Below are 20,973 nucleotides of genomic sequence, written 5' to 3'. Positions count from 1 at the left end.
GCCGCACCCTTCGACTGTCCACTGTGGACATCAACAGTGCCGATCACCTTCACGGGCGCAACTGTTTAAAGGACAGGTTTGAAGACAATCTCCGTCCGGTCCCTTGACAACGATGTCACGTGCCGAAACGCTCCCTCGCACATGGGGCAGGCGGCGGAAGGGTTGCAATGAGGCAACTGGGGAAGAGACGAACCAGAACTCTGTTGAGCGTTGCGATCACTGCGACACTGGTGTGCGGCGTCACCACCGGCCACGCGGCCGCCGCACCAGAGGAGCAGGGCGTGGGCTTTTCTTCGTCCTTTGAGGACGGTCAACCGCAACCATCGTGGGCGAACACCGTCGAGACCGACGCGGCGGGCAACCCCAGGTCGGCGAACGTGATCGGGTCCGAGGGCACGGAGATCCCCGGCAACGTCTCCGGCAAGGTGCTGGAGGTCAAGGCCAACGGTGAGTACGCGGACGCGGGCGAGGTGAAGGAGAACCTCGTCGACGGGAGCGTCAACACCAAGTGGCTCGTCTTCGCCACCACCGGCTGGGCGTCGTTCCGCTTCGGCGAGCCCCAGAAGGTCGTGAGGTACGCGCTCTCGTCGGCCAACGACGAGCCGGGCCGCGACCCGAAGAACTGGACCCTGCAGGGCTCCAACGACGGCACGGACTGGACGGTGCTCGACACCCGCACCGGCGAGACGTTCGCCGAGCGGCTCCAGACCAAGGTCTACGAGCTCCCGGCACCGGTGACGTTCTCGCAGTACAAGCTCGACATCACGGCGAACAACGGGTCCACGAACATCGTGCAGCTCGCCGAGGTGCAGTTCTCCGACGGCACGTCCACGCCCCCGGCGCCGAACATGCGCAGCGTCGTCGGCAACGGCCCGACCGGCGGCTACACCTCGAAGTCCCGTGTCGGCTGGACGGGCGTGAAGTCGTTCCGCTTCCAGGGACGCCACACCGCCGAAGGCCGCGCGTACAGCTACAACAAGGTCTTCGACGTCGACATCAAGGTCGGGCAGCAGACCGAGCTGTCGTACATGATCTTCCCCGACTTCGTGACCGACAACCTGAACTACCCGAGCACGTACTCCTCGGTGGACCTCGCGTTCTCCGACGGCACGTACCTGAGCGACCTCAAGGCGGTCGACCAGCACGGCGCGGTGCTGTCGCCGCAGGGCCAGGGCGCGGGCAAGTTCCTGTACGCCAACCAGTGGAACAAGGTGGCGTCCACGATTGGCGCGGTCGCGGCCGGCAAGACGATCAAGCGGATCCTGGTCGCCTACGACGGTCCCAAGGGCCCGACGGAGTTCGGTGCCTGGGTCGACGACATCCGGATCGGCGACGTCGTCAAGAAGCAGTACGCGAAGCCGTCGGACTACGTGCTGACCACGCGCGGCACGAACTCGAACGGCTCGTTCTCGCGCGGCAACAACTTCCCGGCGACCGCGGTGCCGCACGGCTTCAACTTCTGGACGCCGATGACCAACGCCGGCTCGATGTCCTGGCTGTACGAGTACCAGCAGCGCAACAACGCGCAGAACCTGCCGGTGCTGCAGGCGTTCACCGCGTCGCACGAGCCCAGCCCGTGGATGCGCGACCGGCAGACGTTCCAGGTGATGCCGTCCGACAAGGCACCGACGCAGGACCGAGCTCTGCGCGGGTTGGCGTTCAAGCACGACAACGAGATCGCGAAGGCGCACTACTACGGCGTGACCTTCGAGAACGGCATCAAGACCGAGATCGCTCCCGCGGACCACGCGGCGGTGTTCCGGTTCACGTTCAACGACGAGGCGCAGAAGAACCTCGTCTTCGACAACGTCAACAACTCGGGCGGCCTGACGCTGGACGCGGCGACCGGGACCGTCACGGGCTTCTCGGACGTGGGCGTCGGCGAGTCGGCGGGCGCGTCGCGGCTGTTCGTCTACGGCAAGGTCGACAAGGCGGTGACGGCGAGCGGCAAGCTGACGGGCGCGGGCCGCGACAACGTCGGCGGGTACTTCGCGTTCGCGGACAAGACCGTGCAGCTGCGGATCGCCACGTCGTTGATCTCGGTCGACCAGGCTCGCGCCAACCTCGACCAGGAGATCAGCGGCTCCGACACGTTCGACTCGGTGCGCGACCGCGCGCAGGCGGCGTGGGACAAGCAGCTCGGGATCATCTCGGTCGAGGGCGCGTCGGAGGAGCAGCTGATCACGCTGTACTCCAACATGTACCGGCTCTACCTGTACCCGAACTCGGGCTCCGAGAAGGTCGGCGACAAGTTCCAGTACGCGTCCCCGGTGTCGCCGGCGTCCGGGCCGAGCACGCCGACGAAGACCGGCGCGAAGATCGTCGACGGCAAGATCTACGTCAACAACGGCTTCTGGGACACGTACCGCACCACCTGGCCCGCGTACAGCCTGTTCACCCCGTCCAAGGCGGGCGAGATGGCCGAGGGCTTCGTCCAGCAGTACAAGGACGGCGGCTGGATCTCGCGCTGGTCCTCCCCCGGTTACGCGGACCTGATGACCGGCACGAGCTCCGACGTGGCGTTCGCCGACGCGTACCTGAAGGGTGTCAGCAACTTCGACATCAAGGCCGCTTACGACGCGGCGGTGAAGAACGCGTCCGTGGTGCCGCCGAGCAGCGGGGTCGGCCGCAAGGGCATGGACCGCTCGGTCTTCCTCGGCTGGACCGGCCACGACCAGCTGGGCGAGGCGTGGTCGTGGGCGATCGAGGGCTACCTCAACGACTTCGGCATCGCGTCGATGGCGAAGGCGCTGCACGAGAAGACGGGCGAGAAGCGGTACTTGGAAGAACATGAGTACTTCCTCAACCGCGCCCAGAACTACGTGCTGACGTTCGACCAGCGGATCGGTTTCTTCCAGGGCCGCAACGTCGACGGCTCGTGGCGCGTCGAGGACCCGGCGAAGTACAACCCGCAGGACTGGCGCTACGACTACACCGAGACGAACGGCTGGAACATGGCGTTCACGGTGCCGCACGACGGGCAGGGCCTCGCGAACCTGTACGGCGGGCGGGACAAGCTGGCGCAGAAGCTCGACTCGTTCTTCACCTTGCCGGAGACCGCGAAGTTCCCCGGCGGCTACGGCGGCGTGATCCACGAGATGATCGAGGCGCGGGACGTGCGGATGGGCCAGTACGGCCACTCCAACCAGCCGTCGCACCACATCGCCTACATGTACAACTACGCGGGCAAGCCGTCGGGCACGCAGGAGAAGGTGCGCGAGATCCTGTCGCGGCTGTACGTGGGCTCCGAGCAGGGCCAGGGCTACGCCGGTGACGAGGACAACGGCGAGATGTCCGCGTGGTTCCTGTTCTCGTCGCTCGGCTTCTACCCGTTGCAGATGGGCAAGCCGGCCTACGCGATCGGCTCGCCGCTGTTCACCAAGGCGACGGTGTCGCTCGAGAACGGCAAGAAGCTGGTGATCAACGCGCCGAAGAACAGCGCGAAGAACATCTACGTGCAGGGCGTGAAGGTCAACGGCAAGGCGTGGAACAAGACGTCGCTGCCGCACGATGTGCTCGCGGCCGGTGCCACGATCGACTTCGACATGGGCCCGGCGCCGTCGAAGTGGGGCACGGGCGTGAACGACGTGCCGGACTCGATCACCAAGGGTGACGCGGTGCCGACGCCGTTGCGCGACGTGTCGTCCGGTGTGTCGTTGGGCGCGCTGGTGGACAACAACTCCGGCACCTCCGCGGTGGTTCATTCGTTCGACTTCAAGGCCGCGGACGTGAAGGAGAAGGCGGAGTTCTACACGTTGACCAACGCCAAGACCGGCACGTCCCCGTCGTCCTGGGAGCTGAAGGCCTCCTACGACGGCAAGACGTGGGCGACGGTCGACAAGCGTTCCGGTGAGAACTTCCAGTGGCAGCAGTACACCCGGTCGTTCAAGATCGCCTCGCCGGGCCGCTACAACTTCTACCGCCTGGAGTTCTCGGCAGACGTGACGCTCGCCGAGTTCGAGCTGATGTCGAAGCCGCTGCCCGCGGCCACCACCACGGTGACCGGCACCGTCAGCGGTCCGCTGCAGGTCAAGGGCGTGACCTATGTGGACGGTGCCACGATCAACGGCCCGGTGACCGTCGAGAAGGGCGCCACGCTGTACGTCTTCGGCGGCAAGATCAAGGGCCCGCTGTCGGCGTCGGAAGGGGCCTCCGTGGTGCTCGTGGGCACGCGCGTGGGCGGCCCGGTGTCGGTCAACGGCTCCGCGACCGAAGTGGCCGTCGAGAACACGTCGGTCGGCGGCCCGGTGTCACTGACGTCGAACAGGACCAGGACGGTCGTGGCCTTCTCCACGGTCGGCGGCCCGTTGTCCTGCACGGGCAACGACCCGGAGCCGTCGAACAACGGGTTCGCCAACGACGTCAAGGGACCGAAGGCAGGACAGTGCACTGGTCTGTAACGACCAACTGAGTTCGTTCGAATGAGAAAGGCCGCGTTCCGTCACGGAGCGCGGCCTTTCTCATTCACCTGAAAGGATCTATCTCCTTCGGACATACTCCGATGAGATCTTGGCAATTCGTGTGGTGGTGACTGGGGAGGCTGTTGTGGTGCCGTTCGAACGAGGCCGTGTCCGGGTCTTCGTGCCACACCCGCGAATGGTTGTTCCGTCACGGACCGGCGCCCCGTCCACTAAGGACGAGCTGCGCGACCTGCCCGGCTCACCACGAAAGCTCCCGGCACCGCTGCGCTGACGAGCCGCCCTCGACCTGCAACGTGGCGTGCTCGATGCCGTACTCGGTCGCCAGCAACGACTGCGCGGCCTTGAGCACACCTTCGTGATCAGCGTCCTCAGCAGTCGTGAGGTGCGCCGAAGCCACCTCCATGCCACTGGTGAGCGTCCACACGTGCAGATCGTGCGCCTCCGTGACACCAGGCAGCGCGGTGAGCGCCTTCTGCATCTCCGTGACGTCGAGCCGCTCCGGCGCGTGCTGGAAGAGGATGTGCAAGGCGTTCTTGGCGAGCCCGTACGTCCGCGGCAACACCCAGATCCCGATCAGCACACCCATGATCGGGTCCGCGTACCGCCACCCGGTGGTGAGGATGATCAACGCCGAGACCAGCACACCGACAGACCCGATCAGGTCCGCCAGCACCTCCAGGTAGGCACCCTTGACGTTGATGCTGTCCTTCGCGCCCTCTCGCAGGACGCCGAAACTGACGAGGTTGGCCACCAGCCCGAGCGACGCGGCGATGAGAACGGGCCAGCCAGGCACCGCCGGCGGGTCCTGGAACCGCCCGACCGCCTCGTAGATCACGTAACCGGCAACGCCGAACAACAACACGGCGTTGGCGAGCGCCGCCAGCACCTCGGCCCGGTAGAAGCCGAACGTGCGGTTCTTCCCGGCCTTGGCCCGGCGCGCCACCATGATCGCGGCCAGCGCCATCCCCACCCCGAGCACGTCGGTGAGCATGTGCGCGGCGTCGGAGATGAGCGCGAGCGAGGACGTCGCAAACCCGACGACGAACTCGACCACCATGAACGCCGCGCCGATCCCGAACGCGATCCAGAGCTTGCCGACGTGCTGCCCGCTCCCCGACGCGTGTCCATGACCGTGGCCGTGACCCATGACCAGGAACATATAGCGATATGCGCATGAGTGCAATCGGCAGCACCTCTGACCAGGCGCGGAGGTGACGGACACCACGGTCGGACCGTTCTTGGGGGTAGGCGTGAAACGGGCTCGCCGGAGTGCGCTAGGATCTTCCACGTTGGTAGCGCCCCCGTAGCTCAGGGGATAGAGCACCGCCCTCCGGAGGCGGGTGCGCAGGTTCGAATCCTGCCGGGGGCACACAGCAGATGGGAACAGTGAGGGCGAGCCGTCGAACGGCTCGCCCTCACTGTTTGAACTCGTCTTGGCTCCGCGCGTCGGCTTCTTGAACGGGATCACCACCCCGCTCTCTTGCACAGCCTGCTGGACCGCGGGGAGGGTCTCGCCGCTCAGCGTGATCCTGCAGACAGCAGTGTTGTCGATCTTGTTGTAGTGCACCTCCAGCCGGAGCGCCTCGAACAGCTTGCGAGCGAGTGCCTCCGGTAGTTCTTCGAGATCGCTCCTGCCGACCGGCAGGAGGCAAAGCAGATCGGGGTTCTGCTGGTCGTTGGCCTGCTCCTCAAGCGTCGTCAACTCGGCGGCGAGTTCGGCACGTTCGGCCTTGATCTCGGCACGCCGGTTCTTGATGTCCTGGATGAGTTCCTGGTCGGGCTCACCGTCGTCGTCACCGGTGACCTCAAGGGTGCGGACCAGTCGCTTCTTCCGCGCATCCAGATCCGCGATGGATTTCTTGATGGCCGCGATTCGATCGTTTCGTTCTTGCTCCGATCGCGCGTCAAGGTCTCGCATGGCGGACGCCAGCAACTCTTGCCTGTACAGCCCGAACACGTGGTGGCTGAGGAAGTCATTCAGGCCGCATAGCAGCGCGTCTTCACGAACCCAGAGACTGTTCGGATGCCCCTCGGGGACGTAGCCCTTTTTCGCCGCGCAGGCGTAGTAGGCGGTCTCGTGCCGACTCTTGCCGAACATCCGGCGGTGGCACAGTTCACAGAACAGGTAGGACCGCAGCCGGTACGTGCGCTTCGTCTGCGGATGGGGGTTCGCGCCCGCCTGAGTGCGGGACCGCTCGCGTCGCTGGACGACCTGCTGGGCCGCGATGAAGTCCTCCAGTTCGATGATCTTTTCGTGGGTGGGCGCCTCGGACCAGACCCACTTCTCCATCGGGTTGGGGCTGCCGTTGCGAGTCTTCATCGCCCGCCGGTTCCAGACCATGTAGCCGGTGTACTTGGGCTGGTTCAGGAGCTCCCGGACGCTACTGCCCGTCCATCGGCCAACCGCTCGTTCGGGATCCGGCGGCATGGGCGGAGGGTTGGTCGAGAGGTCGAGGTTGAGCCGGTCCGCAATCGCCTCGTAGCCGAGCCGTTCAGTAATCCGCCAGTCGTAGATCCTTCTGACGACTGCAGCCTCGACCGGCTCGACGACCAGCTTGCTCTTCGTCCGCGGGCCGTTTCGACCTTTGCCCCGGTTGCCTTGACGGTTCCGAACCGCGTGTTCGACGCCCCCGTTGCCAGGGTCCGGCTTGTCGAGGCGCACCTGGACGTTGCGGTAGCCGTAGCACGCTTTACCGACGTTATAGCCCTGATCGGTGTGGGTCTCGAACCCGTCGCGTGCGCGCTTGATCATGTCCAGCGCGTACCACTCGGCGATGCCCTGCTTGACCCGCCGCGTGAGAACCGTGGTCGGGTCGATGAGCATGTCGGTGTCGAGCCGGATGGGTTCGTCTGCTGCCCACAGTCCGACGTTGGCCGACTGGAGTTGGTGCTCGATCTGTGTGCCGTAGTACGTCCGGCGGGCGATGCGGTCGATCTGTTCGCAGATGACGGCTTGGAAGCGCCGGTCAGGGCTGGCCGCTTCAGTGAGCAGATCATGGATGCCACCGTCGCGCGGAATGGGGATAGCGAGCCGTTCATGACGGTCGCCCCGGCCACGTGCGTTGAGATCCTTGCGACCTGACTCGACGTCGTAGAAGTGCGCGACGATGACGCAGCCCTCAGGCAGCGCTTCCTGCGAGATGCGCAGCTGGCGCAGCAATGATCCGACTGGGTCCTGCTGGTCGTCGGTGGAGGTGCGTCCGAGAAACGCGACGGGGATCAGGGCGGGCGCGGCTGTGACCACAGCCGACTCGAAGCCGCGCCAGCCGGGGCGGTACGGGCCCGCGTGGGCACTCAGGCTGCCCTGTTGGTTGAGCCAGTCTCGGATTGCCTCCGGGCCAGCCATTGCGTCACCTCCATCAGTACCTGGGCCTGTTCGAGCCGGAGCCGTTCGGCTTCGGCGCCTTCAGCAATGCGAATGTCCAGCCGCATCTCCGGGTCAGCGACTGGTTCGGGAAAGCGGTCGTTCGTGGGGGTCATCGAAGCGCCGGCCATTCGGGACAGCTGAGCCCGAGTCGGTAGAAGACCAGGGCGTTGGACGCAAGTTGCCGAGCCAGAGACAGGTCGTCGTCAGCGAACACGAAGGGCACGTTGCTCATGCTCGCCGCGCGCAGAAGTGGATCCCGCATGCGCGGCTGCCGTGGAAGTCGATCGAGCGCAGCGCAGACGACCGCGTCGAACTCACGCTCCGGATCCGCAACGCTGACAGCGAGCGCCCGGCAGTCGCCGCGTGCTGCGCCGAGCCGGGACTCGACGTCGCGGACGCTGAGACAGAAGCTGCCGTCGAGGGCATGCGGGGCGTCGTAGAACCACTGGGTCATCGCGCCGAGCTTGGCCTCTATCGCACCGCAGGCGAGGTACTGACGGGACATGTCTGCCCCGGCTTTCTCCCCGGTGTGGTTGGTACGTCCGTAGAAGGCGAGCCGCACACGTGTCGGCCCAGAACTGACGGTTCGGCTCATGGCTTTGCTCCCTTCGGCGACGCAGGCCGCGGCGGCTCCGGGCCGTACCGAGGACTGCACGGCTGCGAGTGCCGACTACGTCGGCTCGGAGTGGCGGCAATCGTCTGCCATCAAACTAAGGTAATGCCTAATTTTCATACGTGCAACTTAAGAAGATGAGGTGCTTCACGTATTACCTAGTCGCAGTGGCCGAAACACACCGCGAGGTCCGTCGGGTCCCCGGCGTCCATACGGGAGACTCAGCGGCAACCAGGCGCTCAGACAGGTGCCGGTGACGGGCGAGCGTGGGAAGGCGTGGCGGTGCAGCTTCGGTGGCGGCTCAGGCAGGTAATGGCCTCCCGCGACGTGTGGAAAGGCACGGAGCTGCAGGAACTGCTCACCCGACGCGCCAACTTCGCCCTGTCCCTGCCGTCGATCTCTGCGCTGATGAACAACCAGCCGGTCCAGATGAAGACCGAGACCCTGCAAGCGCTATGTACCGCGCTGAAGTGCACGCCGGACGAGCTGTACGGCGTCGTACCTCCGCGCGAGATCTCGCTCACCGACGAGCCGGGGGCGAGCGATTCCCCGGCGAGCCGGTGACGTCCGAACTCAGGGTGTGGTGGACGTTCATGCGGCTTGAGCCTCGTCATCGTGCATATCGAGATGCAGCAGGTCGGCCAGCATGAGTCGGACGGCGAACTCGGCCTGTTGAGGAACGACGCCGTTGCCTAGTGCTCTCAGCTGTGCGGCCCGAGGTATTTCGACGGCGGTCACCCAGCCTGGGTCGAGACCCATGATCCATTCGACGAATCGCGGTGACAGGCGGGCACGGCCCCTGGTGCCAGGTTCCGTCGGATGCGGGACCGCTATGCCACGGGCGAGTTCCCACCGCCGGATCGCTGGCGCATACGGGCCCCAGTTGACGTGCTCAGTCTCGGACTTGGCCTGATGAGCGTCTACGGTTCGGGCGGCGTGTGGAACAGCGGGAGAACCTCCTGGGACAAGGGCGGACGGAAACCCTCTCCTGCTCTCCTGCCGGACGTCCCCGTGTCGCTCGCTCGTGGCGTCGGCAGCAGCCTTACTGCGATCGACAGGGGCATGCCCATTCCGTTGCCATTGATGCCCCGCGCACGGTGGCGAGCCTGCCGCCGCAACCAACCGGAGGGGTCCTCGCCGTCGTTGGGGTTGCTGCTCGCCGGTGTCGGCAGGAAGGTCGTCACCGTGTCGGTGAGGTTCACCTGGTGTCCACCTGCCAGACGGGACTCCGGCGAGGAACCGCCTCGCGTGTCGTCCCTTGCTTGCGGTGTCGGGAGCAGCCTGACGGTCTCGCACGGATTCCGGCTCGGCCGGGCTGCCGTCGAGGTTGTCTTCTTTCGTGACCGGTTGCGTGGAGAAGACGGTCCCGGCTGGGTAGGCGAGCAGAAACACCCGCTCGCGTCGATGGGGTGCACCGATGTCGGACGCTCGAACGCTTGTCCACCGCGCGTCATACCCGACTTCGGCCAAGTCGCCGAGAACGATGTCGAGGCCGCCTTGGCGCCAGCGGAGGGCAGCGACGTTCTCCACGACGAGGAGCCTCGGTCGTAGACGGCGAACGGCTGTGACGACCTGGTGCCAGATTCCACTTCGGGTTCCTTTCCTGATGCCGGCTCGACGGCCGGCGGCGCTGATGTCCTGGCATGGGAATCCGGCGGTGAGAACATCGACGGACTCAACCTGTTGCCAGTCGATGGTGGTGATGTCGCCGAGGTTGGGAACGTCCGGCATACGAGTGGAAAGGACCTTGCTCACGTGTGGGTCCGGGTCTGCCACCCACAGCAGTCGTCCGCCGCCAAGCGCGGTCGCCACGCCGAGGTCTAGGCCGCCGTATCCCGTGCAGAGCGAGCCAAATGTGAGGTCGGCCTTCTCTCCGAGATGTGAGGGGAAGCAGTCACGCAGCACTGTCATGGCCGCCTCCCCCCTGCCACACGCTTGGGCTGCGCTTGGTGGAAGGTGCGTTCGTCGACCAGTGGCTCGTGCACCTTCGGCGCCGAGATGACCCATTGCTCCACCGGTGCCGGGCGGCCGGAGATGGTGCGCGCCCAGACCTGGCGCCCGGTGTACTTGACGTTGGCGACGATCCGCCGGACAGCCTGGGCGGTCCACCGCGTGTTGGGCACGGATGCCGGGTATTGCCCTGGGTCGCTGTTGAGTCGCGCGGCGATGACGGCGAACGTCATGCCGTGGTCGGCGCGCCAGATGAAGATCTGCTTGACGACCGCAGCGGTCTGCCAGTCCGGCACGAGGACCGCCCTCAGCTTGCTGTGTCCGGTCGGGTCGGTGACCCGGATGCGCAGGGCGCGGTAGCCGTAGGGCGGCGGCCCGATCTGGTAGCCGGCTCGGACGATGTCGACCATCGCGGCGCGGGCGCGGCGAGTGGTCTCGGCGTGATGCGCGGCGAGCGCAGCCCACTGGATCCGGTTGCCGCAAGCGTCGACCAGTTCGCCGTCACCGGTCCGGTCGCCCGCGCCGACTTCGGTGTCGCCACCGGAGTCGCCCGACCGCGTTGTCCACAGATTTGTCCACATGCGGGACCACCACGGTGGACGGATCTCGGCCACCGGTGCGCCGAGGCATTGATGGCGGGAGGCGGCGCGAAGGGCGGCGCGCTTGCGGCGGAACTCGGGGTGCCAGCCGCACTCGCGGCAGTGCAGGCGGGTGGTCATGCCGCTCGCCTCCAGCCGGGGTAGGTGACGCCGTTGACGGCGGGCCGGATGACGTCGTCCTCGTTCGGCCACGGGATGCCGGCTGCCGTCGCGGCGGCGAGTTCGGCGTCGTGGGCGAGTTGGAAAACCAGCACCTCGTGGTGCGCGGTGAGCGCGGTCGGCGCACCGGCGGCGCGTGCTCGGGCAGCGGCGCGACGTTCGGCGAGTGAGGCTCGGGTGACCAGTCGGCTGCCGCGCAGGCCGGCGGTCAGCGCGATGCACCGCTCGACCGGCGCCAGCCCTGCAGCGGTGGCGGCGGCGATGAGCGGGGTGGTCAGATCAGCCAGCGAGCCGTCCGGGTGCCGGAGAGGTCGCGCGATGACGGCGACGTGACCGCCGGAGCGCAGCAGCGGCTCGCAGTAGAGCAGGGTCGTGGCGAGGTCGGTGAGGGCGGACTCGACCGGGTCGCGGTCCGGACTGCTCGCGCGGTCCGCGGTGCGCGGGGTGGTCAGGACGAGTCCGACTCGTCCGATCAGTCCGGCCGCCCGGACGGTCGCGAGTACTTTCGGCCGGGCGTCGAGGACCGAGCCGTCGCGCCAGGCGCCCGCGGTCTTGGCGGCGGTGACGTTGGCGCGAGCGAGCGTCCACCACCGGTTGCGCACGGTCAGTCCGAGCGCATGGCGGCCGGCGCGCAGAGCCTCGATGAGGGCGGTGCCCGCGCCGCAGTCGGGGTCGAGGACGAGGTCGCCGGGACGGGTGTAGAGGGCGATCGCGTGGGCGGCGACGGCGGGCGGAATCCGCTCGGTGTCAGTCTCGGTGCCGGGCACGCAGCCGGCCTCGTGCAGTTGCGCGAGCGGGTCACGCTGGCCGGTCGGCCAGACCGACAGCAGCGGCATCGGTGGCTCCTCCCCCGGCGGCTGGGGCAGCGGCCAGGGCGACGTGGGACGGTCAGTCATCGGAGGTCTCCTCACCGTCGGCGGCGTCGGTCAGGGCCGGCTGGCGGGCGAACACCAGGAGGTCGTCATGCACCTGGGTGTGCCGAGCGGGCGTCGCGAACGGTCGCGCGGGTCCCTGCGGCCGGGGGTGTGGGGCCGGGGTCGCGGCAGCGAGCGCTCCGTCGCGAACGGGGACGCGCAGCAGTGCGATGCGATCGAGGTAGCGCAGTCCGGTGCGGTGCGCGGCGCGCACCAGTGAGCCGGCGGGGTCGGTGAGCCGGTCACAGGAACGGTCACCGTGAGTGATGACCGCGAGGGTGCCGGTCGGGGTCAGCAGACCGGCCCAGTCGGCGGGGCAGAACCAGTCGAGGGTGCGCGGGTCGGCCGCGGTGACGACGAGGTCGTAGCGGTCCGGACCGACGCCGGTTGCAGTCGGACCGGATCCGGTCCGGCAGTGCGTTGACGGCCCGGCGGGCTGGTCGGCGGTCGGACTGTCGGCGTTCGGCCGGGGTCCGGACTCGGACTCAGCTGCCGCGGTGCTGACGGGTTCGTCGAGCGGGTCGGGGTGTGCGACGGCGGTCTGGGTGTGGACGCTGCGGCCGAGTCGGACCACGGTCCAGCCCGCTTCGTGCAGTCCGGCGTACGGCCTGGGCCGGAACTGGTTGCGGCTCCCTGTTGGTGACCACGACGCGGGCGGCGCGAGGTAGGGCGCGGGGTCGAGCAGGAGCACCCGTTGGCCGGGCTGGGTGTAGGTGGTGACGATCTTGATGATCGCCGTCAGCAGCCAGTTGGCGAGCAGTCCGGTGCCTTCACGGAGGTCGTCCTGAGCGCACGGCCAGACGGTGCTCGGCCGGGCCGGACGCGGATGGCGCAGCGTGAGGCGCAGGGCGCGCAGACGTGATGTTCGCCGCCTCTGGTGGAGCGGGATCGGGACGGTCGGGCCGTGCTCATGGGAGCTGTCTCCCGGTGAGCCGTTGCCGTATGTCGGGGTCATCGCGGGTCTCCTCTGACGAGGTGGGTGCCGTACGTTCTGACGCCCCTTAACTCCGTTTTTCGACCCCGTTTTGGACACGCCTCGTCAAATTTCTTTGCATCACGAAGCCCGCATTGCTCCCACCTCGAAAGGGCTCAGACAGTTCACCAAGCTGCGACCCGCAGTAGCTGGTTCGGCGACTCCTGGCCGCGCCCAGAACCGCTCACTGGACCGGCCTGGGGTAAGATTTTTCAAGATTTTTTCACCGTAGCCATGTTGATCTTTACAGGCGACCGCGTTGACGCGCGGACTGACTACTAGCGTCGTACTAGTGAGCAACCATTACCGCAGCTAATCGGCTACTAGTGTCGATCAATTCACGCAGTCCACAGGGCCGATTAGTTGATCTTTTTGGAGCTCGTCTGTGGGGCGAAATAGTAGTTCGCTAGTAGCCTCAACGCGGGTTGCTAGTTGGCGCCTAGTAGTGCCGTGGTATTTCCGTGGTATCGGTTGTGGCTTCCTGACGTCGTTGTTGTTCGCATCGACGCTGTGGAGTCACGACATGGCAGCACAATCCGTCTTTCGTCGCGGTGGCGGCGAGGCTGTTCCGAACTCGTTGGATATCGCGCGGGACACGTTTACCTGGTTGGTGACCGGACCACATCCGGTGTCGCTGAACGGCCGGCTCTTCCCCGGTCTGCCAGACCGGCACATCCCGCTGGACGAGGTCCGCGACCGTCTGCTGGCGCGCCGGTGCCCGCAGACGACGCGGGACGCGGTGTGGGCGCATCTGGTGCTTCGCTCCCGCACTGAAGGAGCGACCTGGACGGTCGCCGCGGTAGGTGTCGCACTGCCCGCGCTGACCTGCGTCGCGGCCACCCTGTCCGATCGGTTCGCCGGCGATCCGGCCGATGTCCACGCCGAGGTGCTGCGCGGCTTTCTGACCGCGTTGTCGACCATCGACCTGCGTCCACCGCGGATCATGCTGCGGCTGCGATGGGCCGCCTACCGGTGCGGCTACGACGCGCTCGCCGAGGCACTGGCGGGTCCGACTCCGGTTGCGCCGGGCTTTCGATCCACCCCGCCGCATACGCCGTGGGGACACCCAGATCTGGTCCTCGCCCGCGCGGTCGCGGACGGAGTCCTGACCCAAACCGAGGCAGCGCTGATCGGGGCGACTCGGTTGGAAGAGGTGCCCGTCGCGGACTGGGCCGAGGCGCACCAGACCGGCGAGTGGGCGGTCTACAAGATGCGCAAACGCGCAGAGCTCCGGCTCGCCGCGTACCTGCGTGACGGTGCCGCCGAGACCGATCCGACCGACCCGCTGACCGACCAGGTGGCCACCGCGGTGGCCTTGACGCGTCCGGTCACGCCGGTCGGCGACCTGCCACGGTCGTCACTTTCCGTGTCCATCGTCGAGGGCGAATCGGCGCAGAAAGTTCAGGGTCCCGTGTCCAAAACGGACGCGAAATCCGGAGTTCAGGGCTGCGGGACACACCCGCGCTCAGCCCGACCTTCGGAGGTGCCCCAATGCGCCTGATCGATCGTTTCCTCCCCGCCGCGAGCGAGCCGCGTCGCGCCCGCCTCATCGGCAATCCGCAGCCAACGGCCGACCCCGCAACGTCGAGCAAGCTCTACGGACTTATCGACCGCCAGCCGATCAGTGCTCCGATCACTAAACCGGACTCCCTGGCGCGGGCTGGCCGCAGTCACTTGTCACGGGCGACGGGAGCAGCCGGGCTGGTGGTCCTGGTGCTGCTGGCCTCAGTTCTCCCGGCGCACGCAGATACGGCGGTCCTGGCCCTTGCCGGCTCAGTTACCGATGTTCTGAACAACATCCGTAACTGGATCATGGGCATCCTCGCGGGGCTCGCGACCGTGTTCCTGACCATCGGCGGCGTCCGACGGGTGATGGCCGGCGGTGATCCCGGCGAGCACGAGAAGGCCAAGGAGTGCTTCAAGTCCGCCGGGTGGGGCTATGGCCTGGCCGCGCTCGCACCGTTGGTCGTGGAGATCCTCAAAGGGATCGTGGGGGCCTGATCATGGCCGTCAGCGTCCTGCCCACGGTTCGCCCGTACCGCGGTGGTGGCGGTCCGGTTGCCTCCACCGCGGACGACCGGGCGTTGCTGTCCCCGGTTCTCGCCACCACGACCGGTCGGCGGTCTGGTGGTCGGCCACGCCGTGTGGGCTGGCTGCTGGTGCTCGGCATCGTCGTCGTACTGGTGGGCATCCTCGGTGCGACTGCCGTTGCGCAACCCAGCGCGCCAGCTCCCGCCTCCCCCTGTTCCGGGCCTGAACCGCGGCCGATTCCGTGCGCCCCGACACCGACACCGCCCTCCACCACGTCAGCGGCACCAACGACGTCACTGCCGACTACTCCGCCGCCGAGCATCAGTGCGCCGCGGCCCGGCACGGGTGGCTCGGAATGCGGCATCACGGATCTGACCGCGTGCGTCAGTGAAGGGTTCGGCTCCTTCATCAACCTGTTGGTTGGCGAGTCGCTGAACTGGTTGCTCCGGATGCTCGGCAGCACCCTCCTCTCCACGCCGACGCTGGACCAGTTGCCGCGCGTCGGTGAGATCTGGGAGCAGTCTCGGCTGTTGGTCGTCGCGGTGTACTCGCTGCTGGTGCTGTTCGCCGGGATCCTGGTGATGAGCCACCAGAGCGTTCAGACCCGCTACTCGATCCGAGAGATCGCGCCCCGCCTCGTGGTCGGGTTCCTCGCCGCGAACCTCAGTCTGTTGTTCGGAGACCAGGCGATCCGGCTCGCCAACGCGGCGTCGCTGGCCGTACTCGGTGACGGCCTGGATCCACAGTCCGCCGGCCAGGCGATCTCCGAGTTGTTCGTGGCGTTGGTGAGCAGGTCGATGCTCGACGGCGGTCTGTCCGCCGGGTTGTTGTCGCTTGTACTGGCGATCCTGTTGGTCGGGCTGCTGATTGGCTATGTCGTGCGGGTCGCGCTCACCGTCATCTGGCTCGGCGGTGCACCACTGGCGCTGATGTGTCACGGCCTGCCGCAGACCGAAGGTGTGGCGCAGTGGTACTGGCGCGTCGGAGGAGGCGTGCTCGGCATCCAAGTCGGGCAGAGCCTGGCGCTGATCTGTGCGTTGAAGGTGTTCCTGCAGCCAGGTGGTTTCAGCTTCTTCGGTACGCCCACGCCGGACGGGATCGTCAACCTCATCGTGCTGATCGCGCTGGTGTGGATCCTGGTGAAGATCCCGACGTGGGTGCTGCACCAGGTCCGGATAGGCGGTGGGCGTCGCTCGTTTCTCGGCGGCCTGGCCTACGCCTTCGCCTTCGGCAAAGCCATGGCGCTCGTATCGGGAGGCCGTCTCGGCTTCGCGGGTGCTCGGGCAGCGCACGGGCCTGGTGGGGCACGCCGCACACCGTCCGGCGCGGGAGACCCGCCATGGCCCGCACAGCCACGTTTGGCTCCTACCCCGCAGATGGTCAGCAAGCGGCTCAAGGAGGCCTACGACGCGGAACGCAGGCGTACGGCGCGTCGGCCACGAGTGCCCTCCCAAGCACCCAAGTTCCTCCAGCCGCAGCCACAACAGACCATCCACGATCCCGCCGTCATGTCCGCGACTCTCGGACCGGCTCAGCCCGAGTTCAGCTCCGCACAGGCACCCGACACGCCGATGACTCGGCCTCGGCGTGGACCACGTCCCGGTTCTTCGCCCCAGTTCCAAGCCGCCGGAGGTCCTCGTCGACGCGGCACCCCACCTCCGGCTCGCGCGATCCGCACCGCCTCAGTGCCTCCGCAATTGCAGTTCCAGCCCGCCAGGCCACCAGTGCCGCAACCGTCGCCCCCGACGCCGAAGTCAGCTCCTACGGCACCCGTGTTCCGGCAAGCGCAGCCCGAGCCGCGCATCGGTGATGCCTACCGGCGCACCCACTCGGTTCCGCCGCCGGTGTTCCGCGCACCGAAACCCGCACCAGGAGGTGAAGGGACATGAGTCAACCGGTTAGGATTCCCGCCGACGTCGATCGCGAGGACCGCGTGATCGGTCCGCTGACCGCGCGGCAGCTGCTCGTCCTCGCCGTCGCAGGGATCGTGTTGTACGGGGCGTACACGCTCACTCGCGAGTTCGTGCCGCTAGTGGCGTTCCTCGTCGTAGCCATCCCGATCGGGGTGATCGCCGCATTGCTCGCGCTCGGTCAGCGCGACGGCATTCCCCTTGACCAGTTGGTGCTGGCGGCGCTGCGGCAGCGGATGAGCCCGCAGCATCGGGTGGCCGCGCCGGAAGGCATCCGGCCCGTCCCCGAGTGGCTGGGCAGCCAGGTCGCGAACACCAGTAGCAACGGCCGGGCCAAGCGGAAGGACAACGCGGGCAGCACGGATGCCGCGGCATCGACGGTATCGCCGGCCCCGCTGCGTCTGCCCGCCGAAGCGGTCACCGACACCGGTGTCATCGACCTCGGCAAGGACGGCGTCGCCGTGGTCGCGGTCTGCTCCACGATCAACTTCGGACTGCGCACCCCGGCCGAGCAGGAGTCCCTCGTCGCCTCCTTCGGGCGTTATCTGCACTCGCTGACCGCGCCGGTGCAGGTGTTGGTGCGTGCGGAACGGCTGGACCTGTCCGGGCAGATCGCCGAGCTTCGCGAGCAGGCCGGCGGTTTGCCGCATCCGGCGCTGGAACAGGCAGCGCGCGAGCACGCCGAGTACCTCGACCAGCTCGGCCGCGCCACCGACCTGCTGCGCCGCCAGGTCCTGCTGATCCTGCGCGAACCGCTGCTGGCCACGGGGCCGACCGACGGGCTGGGCGGCGCCTCGCCGCTGGCCGCGTTGACCGTAAAACGCCGGGTCGCCAAGCAGGCCGGCGCTGTCGACGAGGCCACCCGGCGGGCCGCCGAAGCGCGGCTTGTGCGCCGGCTCGGTGAGGCGGTCGAGCTGCTGTCCCCGTCGGGGATCGTGGTGACTCCGCTGGACGCTGGACAGGCCACCGCGGTGCTCGCCGCGGCCTGCAACCCCGACAGCGCGATCCCGCCGAACTCTGGTCTCGCCGGCTCGGACGAGGTCATCACCACCGCCCCCGACGAAGCCTGGGACACGGGCGCGTTCGGCCGCGCCGCGTTCCCCGCCGACGACAGGTTCGGTGAGGCCGAGGACACCTGGGACGACGGCTTCGACGACTTCGCCGAGGACCCCGACGACTACGCCAACTCCGCGAGGAGGTTCCACCGATGAAGACCAAGACCAAGCGCCGCGACCGCAAGACCCAGGCCGTGCAGCCTCCGCTCGGACGGGCCAGCGCCTTCACACCCGACGCCGTTTCCATACGCCCACGCGCGCTTGAAGTCGGCGGCGAATGGGTCGCTTCCTTCGCTGTCACCGGCTACCCGCGCGAGGTGCACCCCGGTTGGTTGCAGCCGCTGCTGACCTACCCCGGACGGGTCGACGTCTCGCTGCACATCGAGCCGATCGACCCGGTCACCGCGGCCAACCGGCTCAAGAAACAGCTGGCGAAGCTCGAAAGCGGTCGCCGGCATACGAGCGAGAAAGGACGGCTGATCGACCCGCACGTCGAAGCCGCCACCGAGGATGCCTACGACCTGTCCGCACGGGTCGCTCGTGGTGAGGGCAAGCTCTATAGGCTCGGGCTGTATCTGACCGTGCACGCCCCCACCGAGGAAGCCCTCGGCGACGAGGTCTCGGCCATCCGGTCGCTGGCGGCGTCGCTACTGCTGGACTGCAAACCGACCACCTACCGGAGCCTGCAGGGTTGGATCACCAGCCTGCCCATGGGCCTCGATCTGGTCGGCATGCGCCGCACCTTCGACACCTCGGCGTTGTCCGCCGCGTTCCCGTTCACCTCACCCGACCTGCCCCCACCGGACCCGACCTCGGTCGGCGCGCCGAGCGGCGTACTCTACGGCTTCAACATCGGCAGCCAGGGCCTTGTGCACCACGACCGGTTCGCCCTGGACAACCACAACAGCGTGATCCTCGGCCGCTCCGGCGCGGGCAAGAGCTACCTGGTGAAGCTGGAGTTGCTGCGGTCGCTGTACCGCGGGATCGAGATCCACGTCATCGACCCTGAGGACGAGTACGCCCGGCTGGCCGCCGCGGTCGGCGGCACCTATGTCCATCTCGGCGCCGAGCAGGTCCGCCTCAACCCGATGGACCTGCCGATCCACACTCGCCCGGACGGGCGCCGTACCGCGCCGCGCGACGCGCTGATCCGCCGGTCGCTGTTCCTGCACACCGTGATCTCGGTGCTGCTGGGCAGCGAGCTCGAAGCGACAGAACGGGCGGCGCTGGACCGGGCAATTACCGCCACCTACCAGCGCGCGGGGATCACCTCGGATCCGCGGACCTGGACCCGTCCGGCGCCGCTGCTGGCTGATCTCGCCGAGGTTCTCGCCGACGCCGGAGATCCGGCCGGCGTGGAGCTCGCGGCGCGGCTGCACCCGTATGTCACCGGCGCGTTCTCCGGGTTGTTCTCCGGTCCGACGTCGACCCGTCCGGAGGGGCACCTGGTGGTGTTCTCGTTGCGGGATCTCGCCGACGAGCTCAAGCCGATCGGCACGCTGCTGACGCTCGACGCGGTCTGGCGCCAGGTCTCCAACCCTGCCATCCGCAAGCCGAGGCTGGTAGTGGTCGACGAGGCGTGGCTACTGATGAAGCAACCCGCCGGTGCCGAGTTCCTGTTCCGGATGGCCAAGGCGAGCCGCAAGCGGTGGGCGGGCCTCACGGTCGCCACCCAGGACACCGCGGACGTGCTGGGTTCCGATCTCGGCAAAGCCGTCGTGGCCAACGCAGCAACGCAGATCCTGCTGCGGCAAGCCTCCCAGGCGATCGACGAGATCACCCGCACCTTCGACCTGTCCATGGGTGAACGCCAGTTCCTGCTCTCCGCCGACCGCGGCCAAGGGCTTCTGTCGACCGGAACGCAGCGCGTGGCGTTCCAGTCCATCGCCTCGCCAGTCGAGCACGAACTGGTCACGACTTCCCCGGAGTTCCTCGCAACTCTTCAGGATTCCGAAACGAACTCAGGCTTCGTCGAACTCGGCGCAGACGACACCGCAGGAATCCCGAACTCGTTCGACGAAGGCGACGCGTCACACATCGAACTCGACGCTGCCTAACCACCTTAATCGCAATAACTAATCCATTCATACCGAATCATACCCAGGGGATACCCATGTCTACGTCGCTGCCCATTTCCGCCACAGTCAGCCGACCCGCTCGGCTCCTGACACAAAACAGCGAGATGCGCCAGATCGGCGTGTGGAACTGGTCGTTGCCCGCCTGGGCCGGCCGCTTGGCCGACGGCCGCACCTACAACACCTGTCCCAGCGCCGGAATCTGCGCCCAAGCGTGCTACGCCCGGCACGGCACCTACACCTGGCCGGTCGTCCGCGCCAAACACCAAGCGAACCTGGCGTACGTCCTCGACGACCTGACCGGCTGGCAGGCCGCGATAGTCACCGAACTCGGCGCGACCAAGTTCCGCGGCGCCTGGATCAGAATCCACGACAGCGGCGATTTCTTCTCCGACGCATACCTGCAAGCATGGCTGGATATCTGCCGGGCACGCCCCGACACAAATTTCTACGCCTACACCAAAGAGGTATCCCGATTCCGGACATTCGTCGAGCCTGACCCGCCGCCGAATTTTCTGTGGGTCTACTCCTACGGCGGGACACAGGATGCCGCGCTGGATCCCGCCGTCGACCGGGTCGCGGATGTGTTTCCCGACGAGTCCGCGATCGCCGAGGCGGGCTGGGCCTCGCAGGAAGCCAGCGACCTGCTCGCGGTCCTGGGCCCGCGGCTGGTCGGGGTACCGGCCAACCGCATTCCCGCCTACCTCAAGCGGCTGGCCGGACGCCGGTTCTCGGAGTGGCAAGCCGAGGTCGACGCCGAACGCTCCGCCCGCCGAGGCCGCCGGCACCTGCGGCTCGTCGTCGACAACACCCGCCCCGACCACAGCCAACCGCCCACGGTCGAGCCCCGCCCGGCACGGGGCGACCAGCCACGAGCGGCCTGACCGCAGCTCACGCCCGTCCCAT

The 20,973-nt window shown here is 67.5% G+C and carries 14 protein-coding genes, 1 tRNA gene and 1 pseudogene; 9 read left to right on the top strand and 7 right to left on the bottom strand.

What is annotated here, in order from left to right; translation table 11 throughout:
- The first annotated feature begins 167 nt into the window (after positions 1-167).
- Entirely contained in the window at positions 168-4,400 is a 4,233-nt protein-coding gene (locus AOM45_RS12465) for a GH92 family glycosyl hydrolase (protein ID WP_030472482.1), read from the top strand.
- Positions 4,401-4,659: 259 nt separating this feature from the next.
- Here the strand turns inward: AOM45_RS12465 and AOM45_RS12460 are convergent, their stop codons facing one another.
- A complete protein-coding gene (locus AOM45_RS12460; protein WP_030472483.1) occupies positions 4,660-5,568 on the bottom strand; it encodes a cation diffusion facilitator family transporter in 909 nt (302 codons plus the stop codon).
- A 150-nt stretch (positions 5,569-5,718) separates the two neighbouring features.
- Between AOM45_RS12460 and AOM45_RS12455 the strand changes: the two genes are divergently transcribed.
- Positions 5,719-5,790, top strand: a tRNA-Arg gene (locus tag AOM45_RS12455).
- An 888-nt stretch (positions 5,791-6,678) separates the two neighbouring features.
- Here the strand turns inward: AOM45_RS12455 and AOM45_RS53775 are convergent.
- Both AOM45_RS53775 and AOM45_RS12440 read right to left on the bottom strand, forming a co-directional pair.
- Positions 6,679-7,767 (bottom strand): annotated as a pseudogene (locus AOM45_RS53775) (recombinase family protein); the annotation flags it as partial.
- Between the two features lie 130 nt (positions 7,768-7,897).
- Positions 7,898-8,383: a recombinase family protein gene (locus tag AOM45_RS12440; RefSeq protein ID WP_156094306.1), complete on the bottom strand. Its 486-nt coding sequence runs from the start codon at positions 8,381-8,383 to the stop codon at positions 7,898-7,900.
- Positions 8,384-8,677: 294 nt separating this feature from the next.
- On the opposite strand from AOM45_RS12440, the gene AOM45_RS12435 reads away from it, so the two are divergent.
- Positions 8,678-8,965, top strand: a complete 288-nt coding sequence (locus tag AOM45_RS12435; protein WP_236703379.1) for a helix-turn-helix domain-containing protein — start codon at positions 8,678-8,680, stop codon at positions 8,963-8,965.
- Positions 8,966-8,992: 27 nt separating this feature from the next.
- Here AOM45_RS12435 and AOM45_RS49425 read toward each other — a convergent pair whose 3' ends face one another.
- From AOM45_RS49425 to AOM45_RS12415, 4 genes are read right to left on the bottom strand one after another with little or no spacing between them, the layout of a single operon-like run.
- Positions 8,993-10,312: a DNA cytosine methyltransferase gene (locus AOM45_RS49425; RefSeq protein ID WP_162185747.1), complete on the bottom strand. Its 1,320-nt coding sequence runs from the start codon at positions 10,310-10,312 to the stop codon at positions 8,993-8,995.
- On the bottom strand, positions 10,309-11,070 hold the full coding sequence (locus tag AOM45_RS12425; RefSeq protein WP_051784550.1) for a recombinase family protein: 762 nt from the start codon (positions 11,068-11,070) through the stop codon (positions 10,309-10,311). Before AOM45_RS12425 ends, AOM45_RS49425 begins: the two co-directional genes overlap by 4 nt.
- Positions 11,067-12,005: a DNA methyltransferase gene (locus tag AOM45_RS12420; RefSeq protein WP_081902658.1), complete on the bottom strand. Its 939-nt coding sequence runs from the start codon at positions 12,003-12,005 to the stop codon at positions 11,067-11,069. The genes AOM45_RS12425 and AOM45_RS12420 overlap by 4 nt, the downstream gene beginning before the upstream one ends.
- Positions 11,998-12,978 carry a hypothetical protein gene (locus tag AOM45_RS12415; RefSeq protein ID WP_030472491.1) on the bottom strand — a complete coding sequence of 327 codons (981 nt, stop codon included), beginning with the start codon at positions 12,976-12,978 and terminating at the stop codon, positions 11,998-12,000. Before AOM45_RS12415 ends, AOM45_RS12420 begins: the two co-directional genes overlap by 8 nt.
- Positions 12,979-13,606: 628 nt before the next feature.
- Here AOM45_RS12415 and AOM45_RS12410 point away from each other — a divergent pair.
- The 6 genes from AOM45_RS12410 (at position 13,607) to AOM45_RS12385 (ending at position 20,951) form a co-directional block, all read left to right on the top strand.
- Positions 13,607-14,497, top strand: coding sequence for a hypothetical protein (locus tag AOM45_RS12410; protein WP_236703377.1), 891 nt, complete (start codon positions 13,607-13,609; stop codon positions 14,495-14,497).
- Positions 14,498-14,697: 200 nt separating this feature from the next.
- Positions 14,698-14,997: a pilin gene (locus tag AOM45_RS12405; RefSeq protein ID WP_156094317.1), complete on the top strand. Its 300-nt coding sequence runs from the start codon at positions 14,698-14,700 to the stop codon at positions 14,995-14,997.
- A 2-nt stretch (positions 14,998-14,999) separates the two neighbouring features.
- Positions 15,000-16,916: a TrbL/VirB6 family protein gene (locus tag AOM45_RS12400; RefSeq protein ID WP_030472494.1), complete on the top strand. Its 1,917-nt coding sequence runs from the start codon at positions 15,000-15,002 to the stop codon at positions 16,914-16,916.
- Positions 16,913-18,148: a PrgI family protein gene (locus AOM45_RS12395; RefSeq protein ID WP_030472495.1), complete on the top strand. Its 1,236-nt coding sequence runs from the start codon at positions 16,913-16,915 to the stop codon at positions 18,146-18,148. Before AOM45_RS12400 ends, AOM45_RS12395 begins: the two co-directional genes overlap by 4 nt.
- Positions 18,145-20,049, top strand: a complete 1,905-nt coding sequence (locus AOM45_RS12390) for a VirB4 family type IV secretion system protein (protein ID WP_030472496.1) — start codon at positions 18,145-18,147, stop codon at positions 20,047-20,049. The genes AOM45_RS12395 and AOM45_RS12390 overlap by 4 nt, the downstream gene beginning before the upstream one ends.
- Positions 20,050-20,105: 56 nt before the next feature.
- Complete coding sequence (locus tag AOM45_RS12385; RefSeq protein ID WP_035913249.1) at positions 20,106-20,951, top strand: GP88 family protein; 846 nt, start codon at positions 20,106-20,108, stop codon at positions 20,949-20,951.
- The last annotated feature ends 22 nt before the right edge of the window (positions 20,952-20,973 follow it).

The sequence above is a fragment of the Lentzea aerocolonigenes genome (assembly GCF_000974445.1).
GTDB lineage: Bacteria > Actinomycetota > Actinomycetes > Mycobacteriales > Pseudonocardiaceae > Lentzea > Lentzea aerocolonigenes.
Note: the sequence above shows the minus strand (reverse complement) of the source record. Positions and strands in the feature narration are given on the sequence as shown.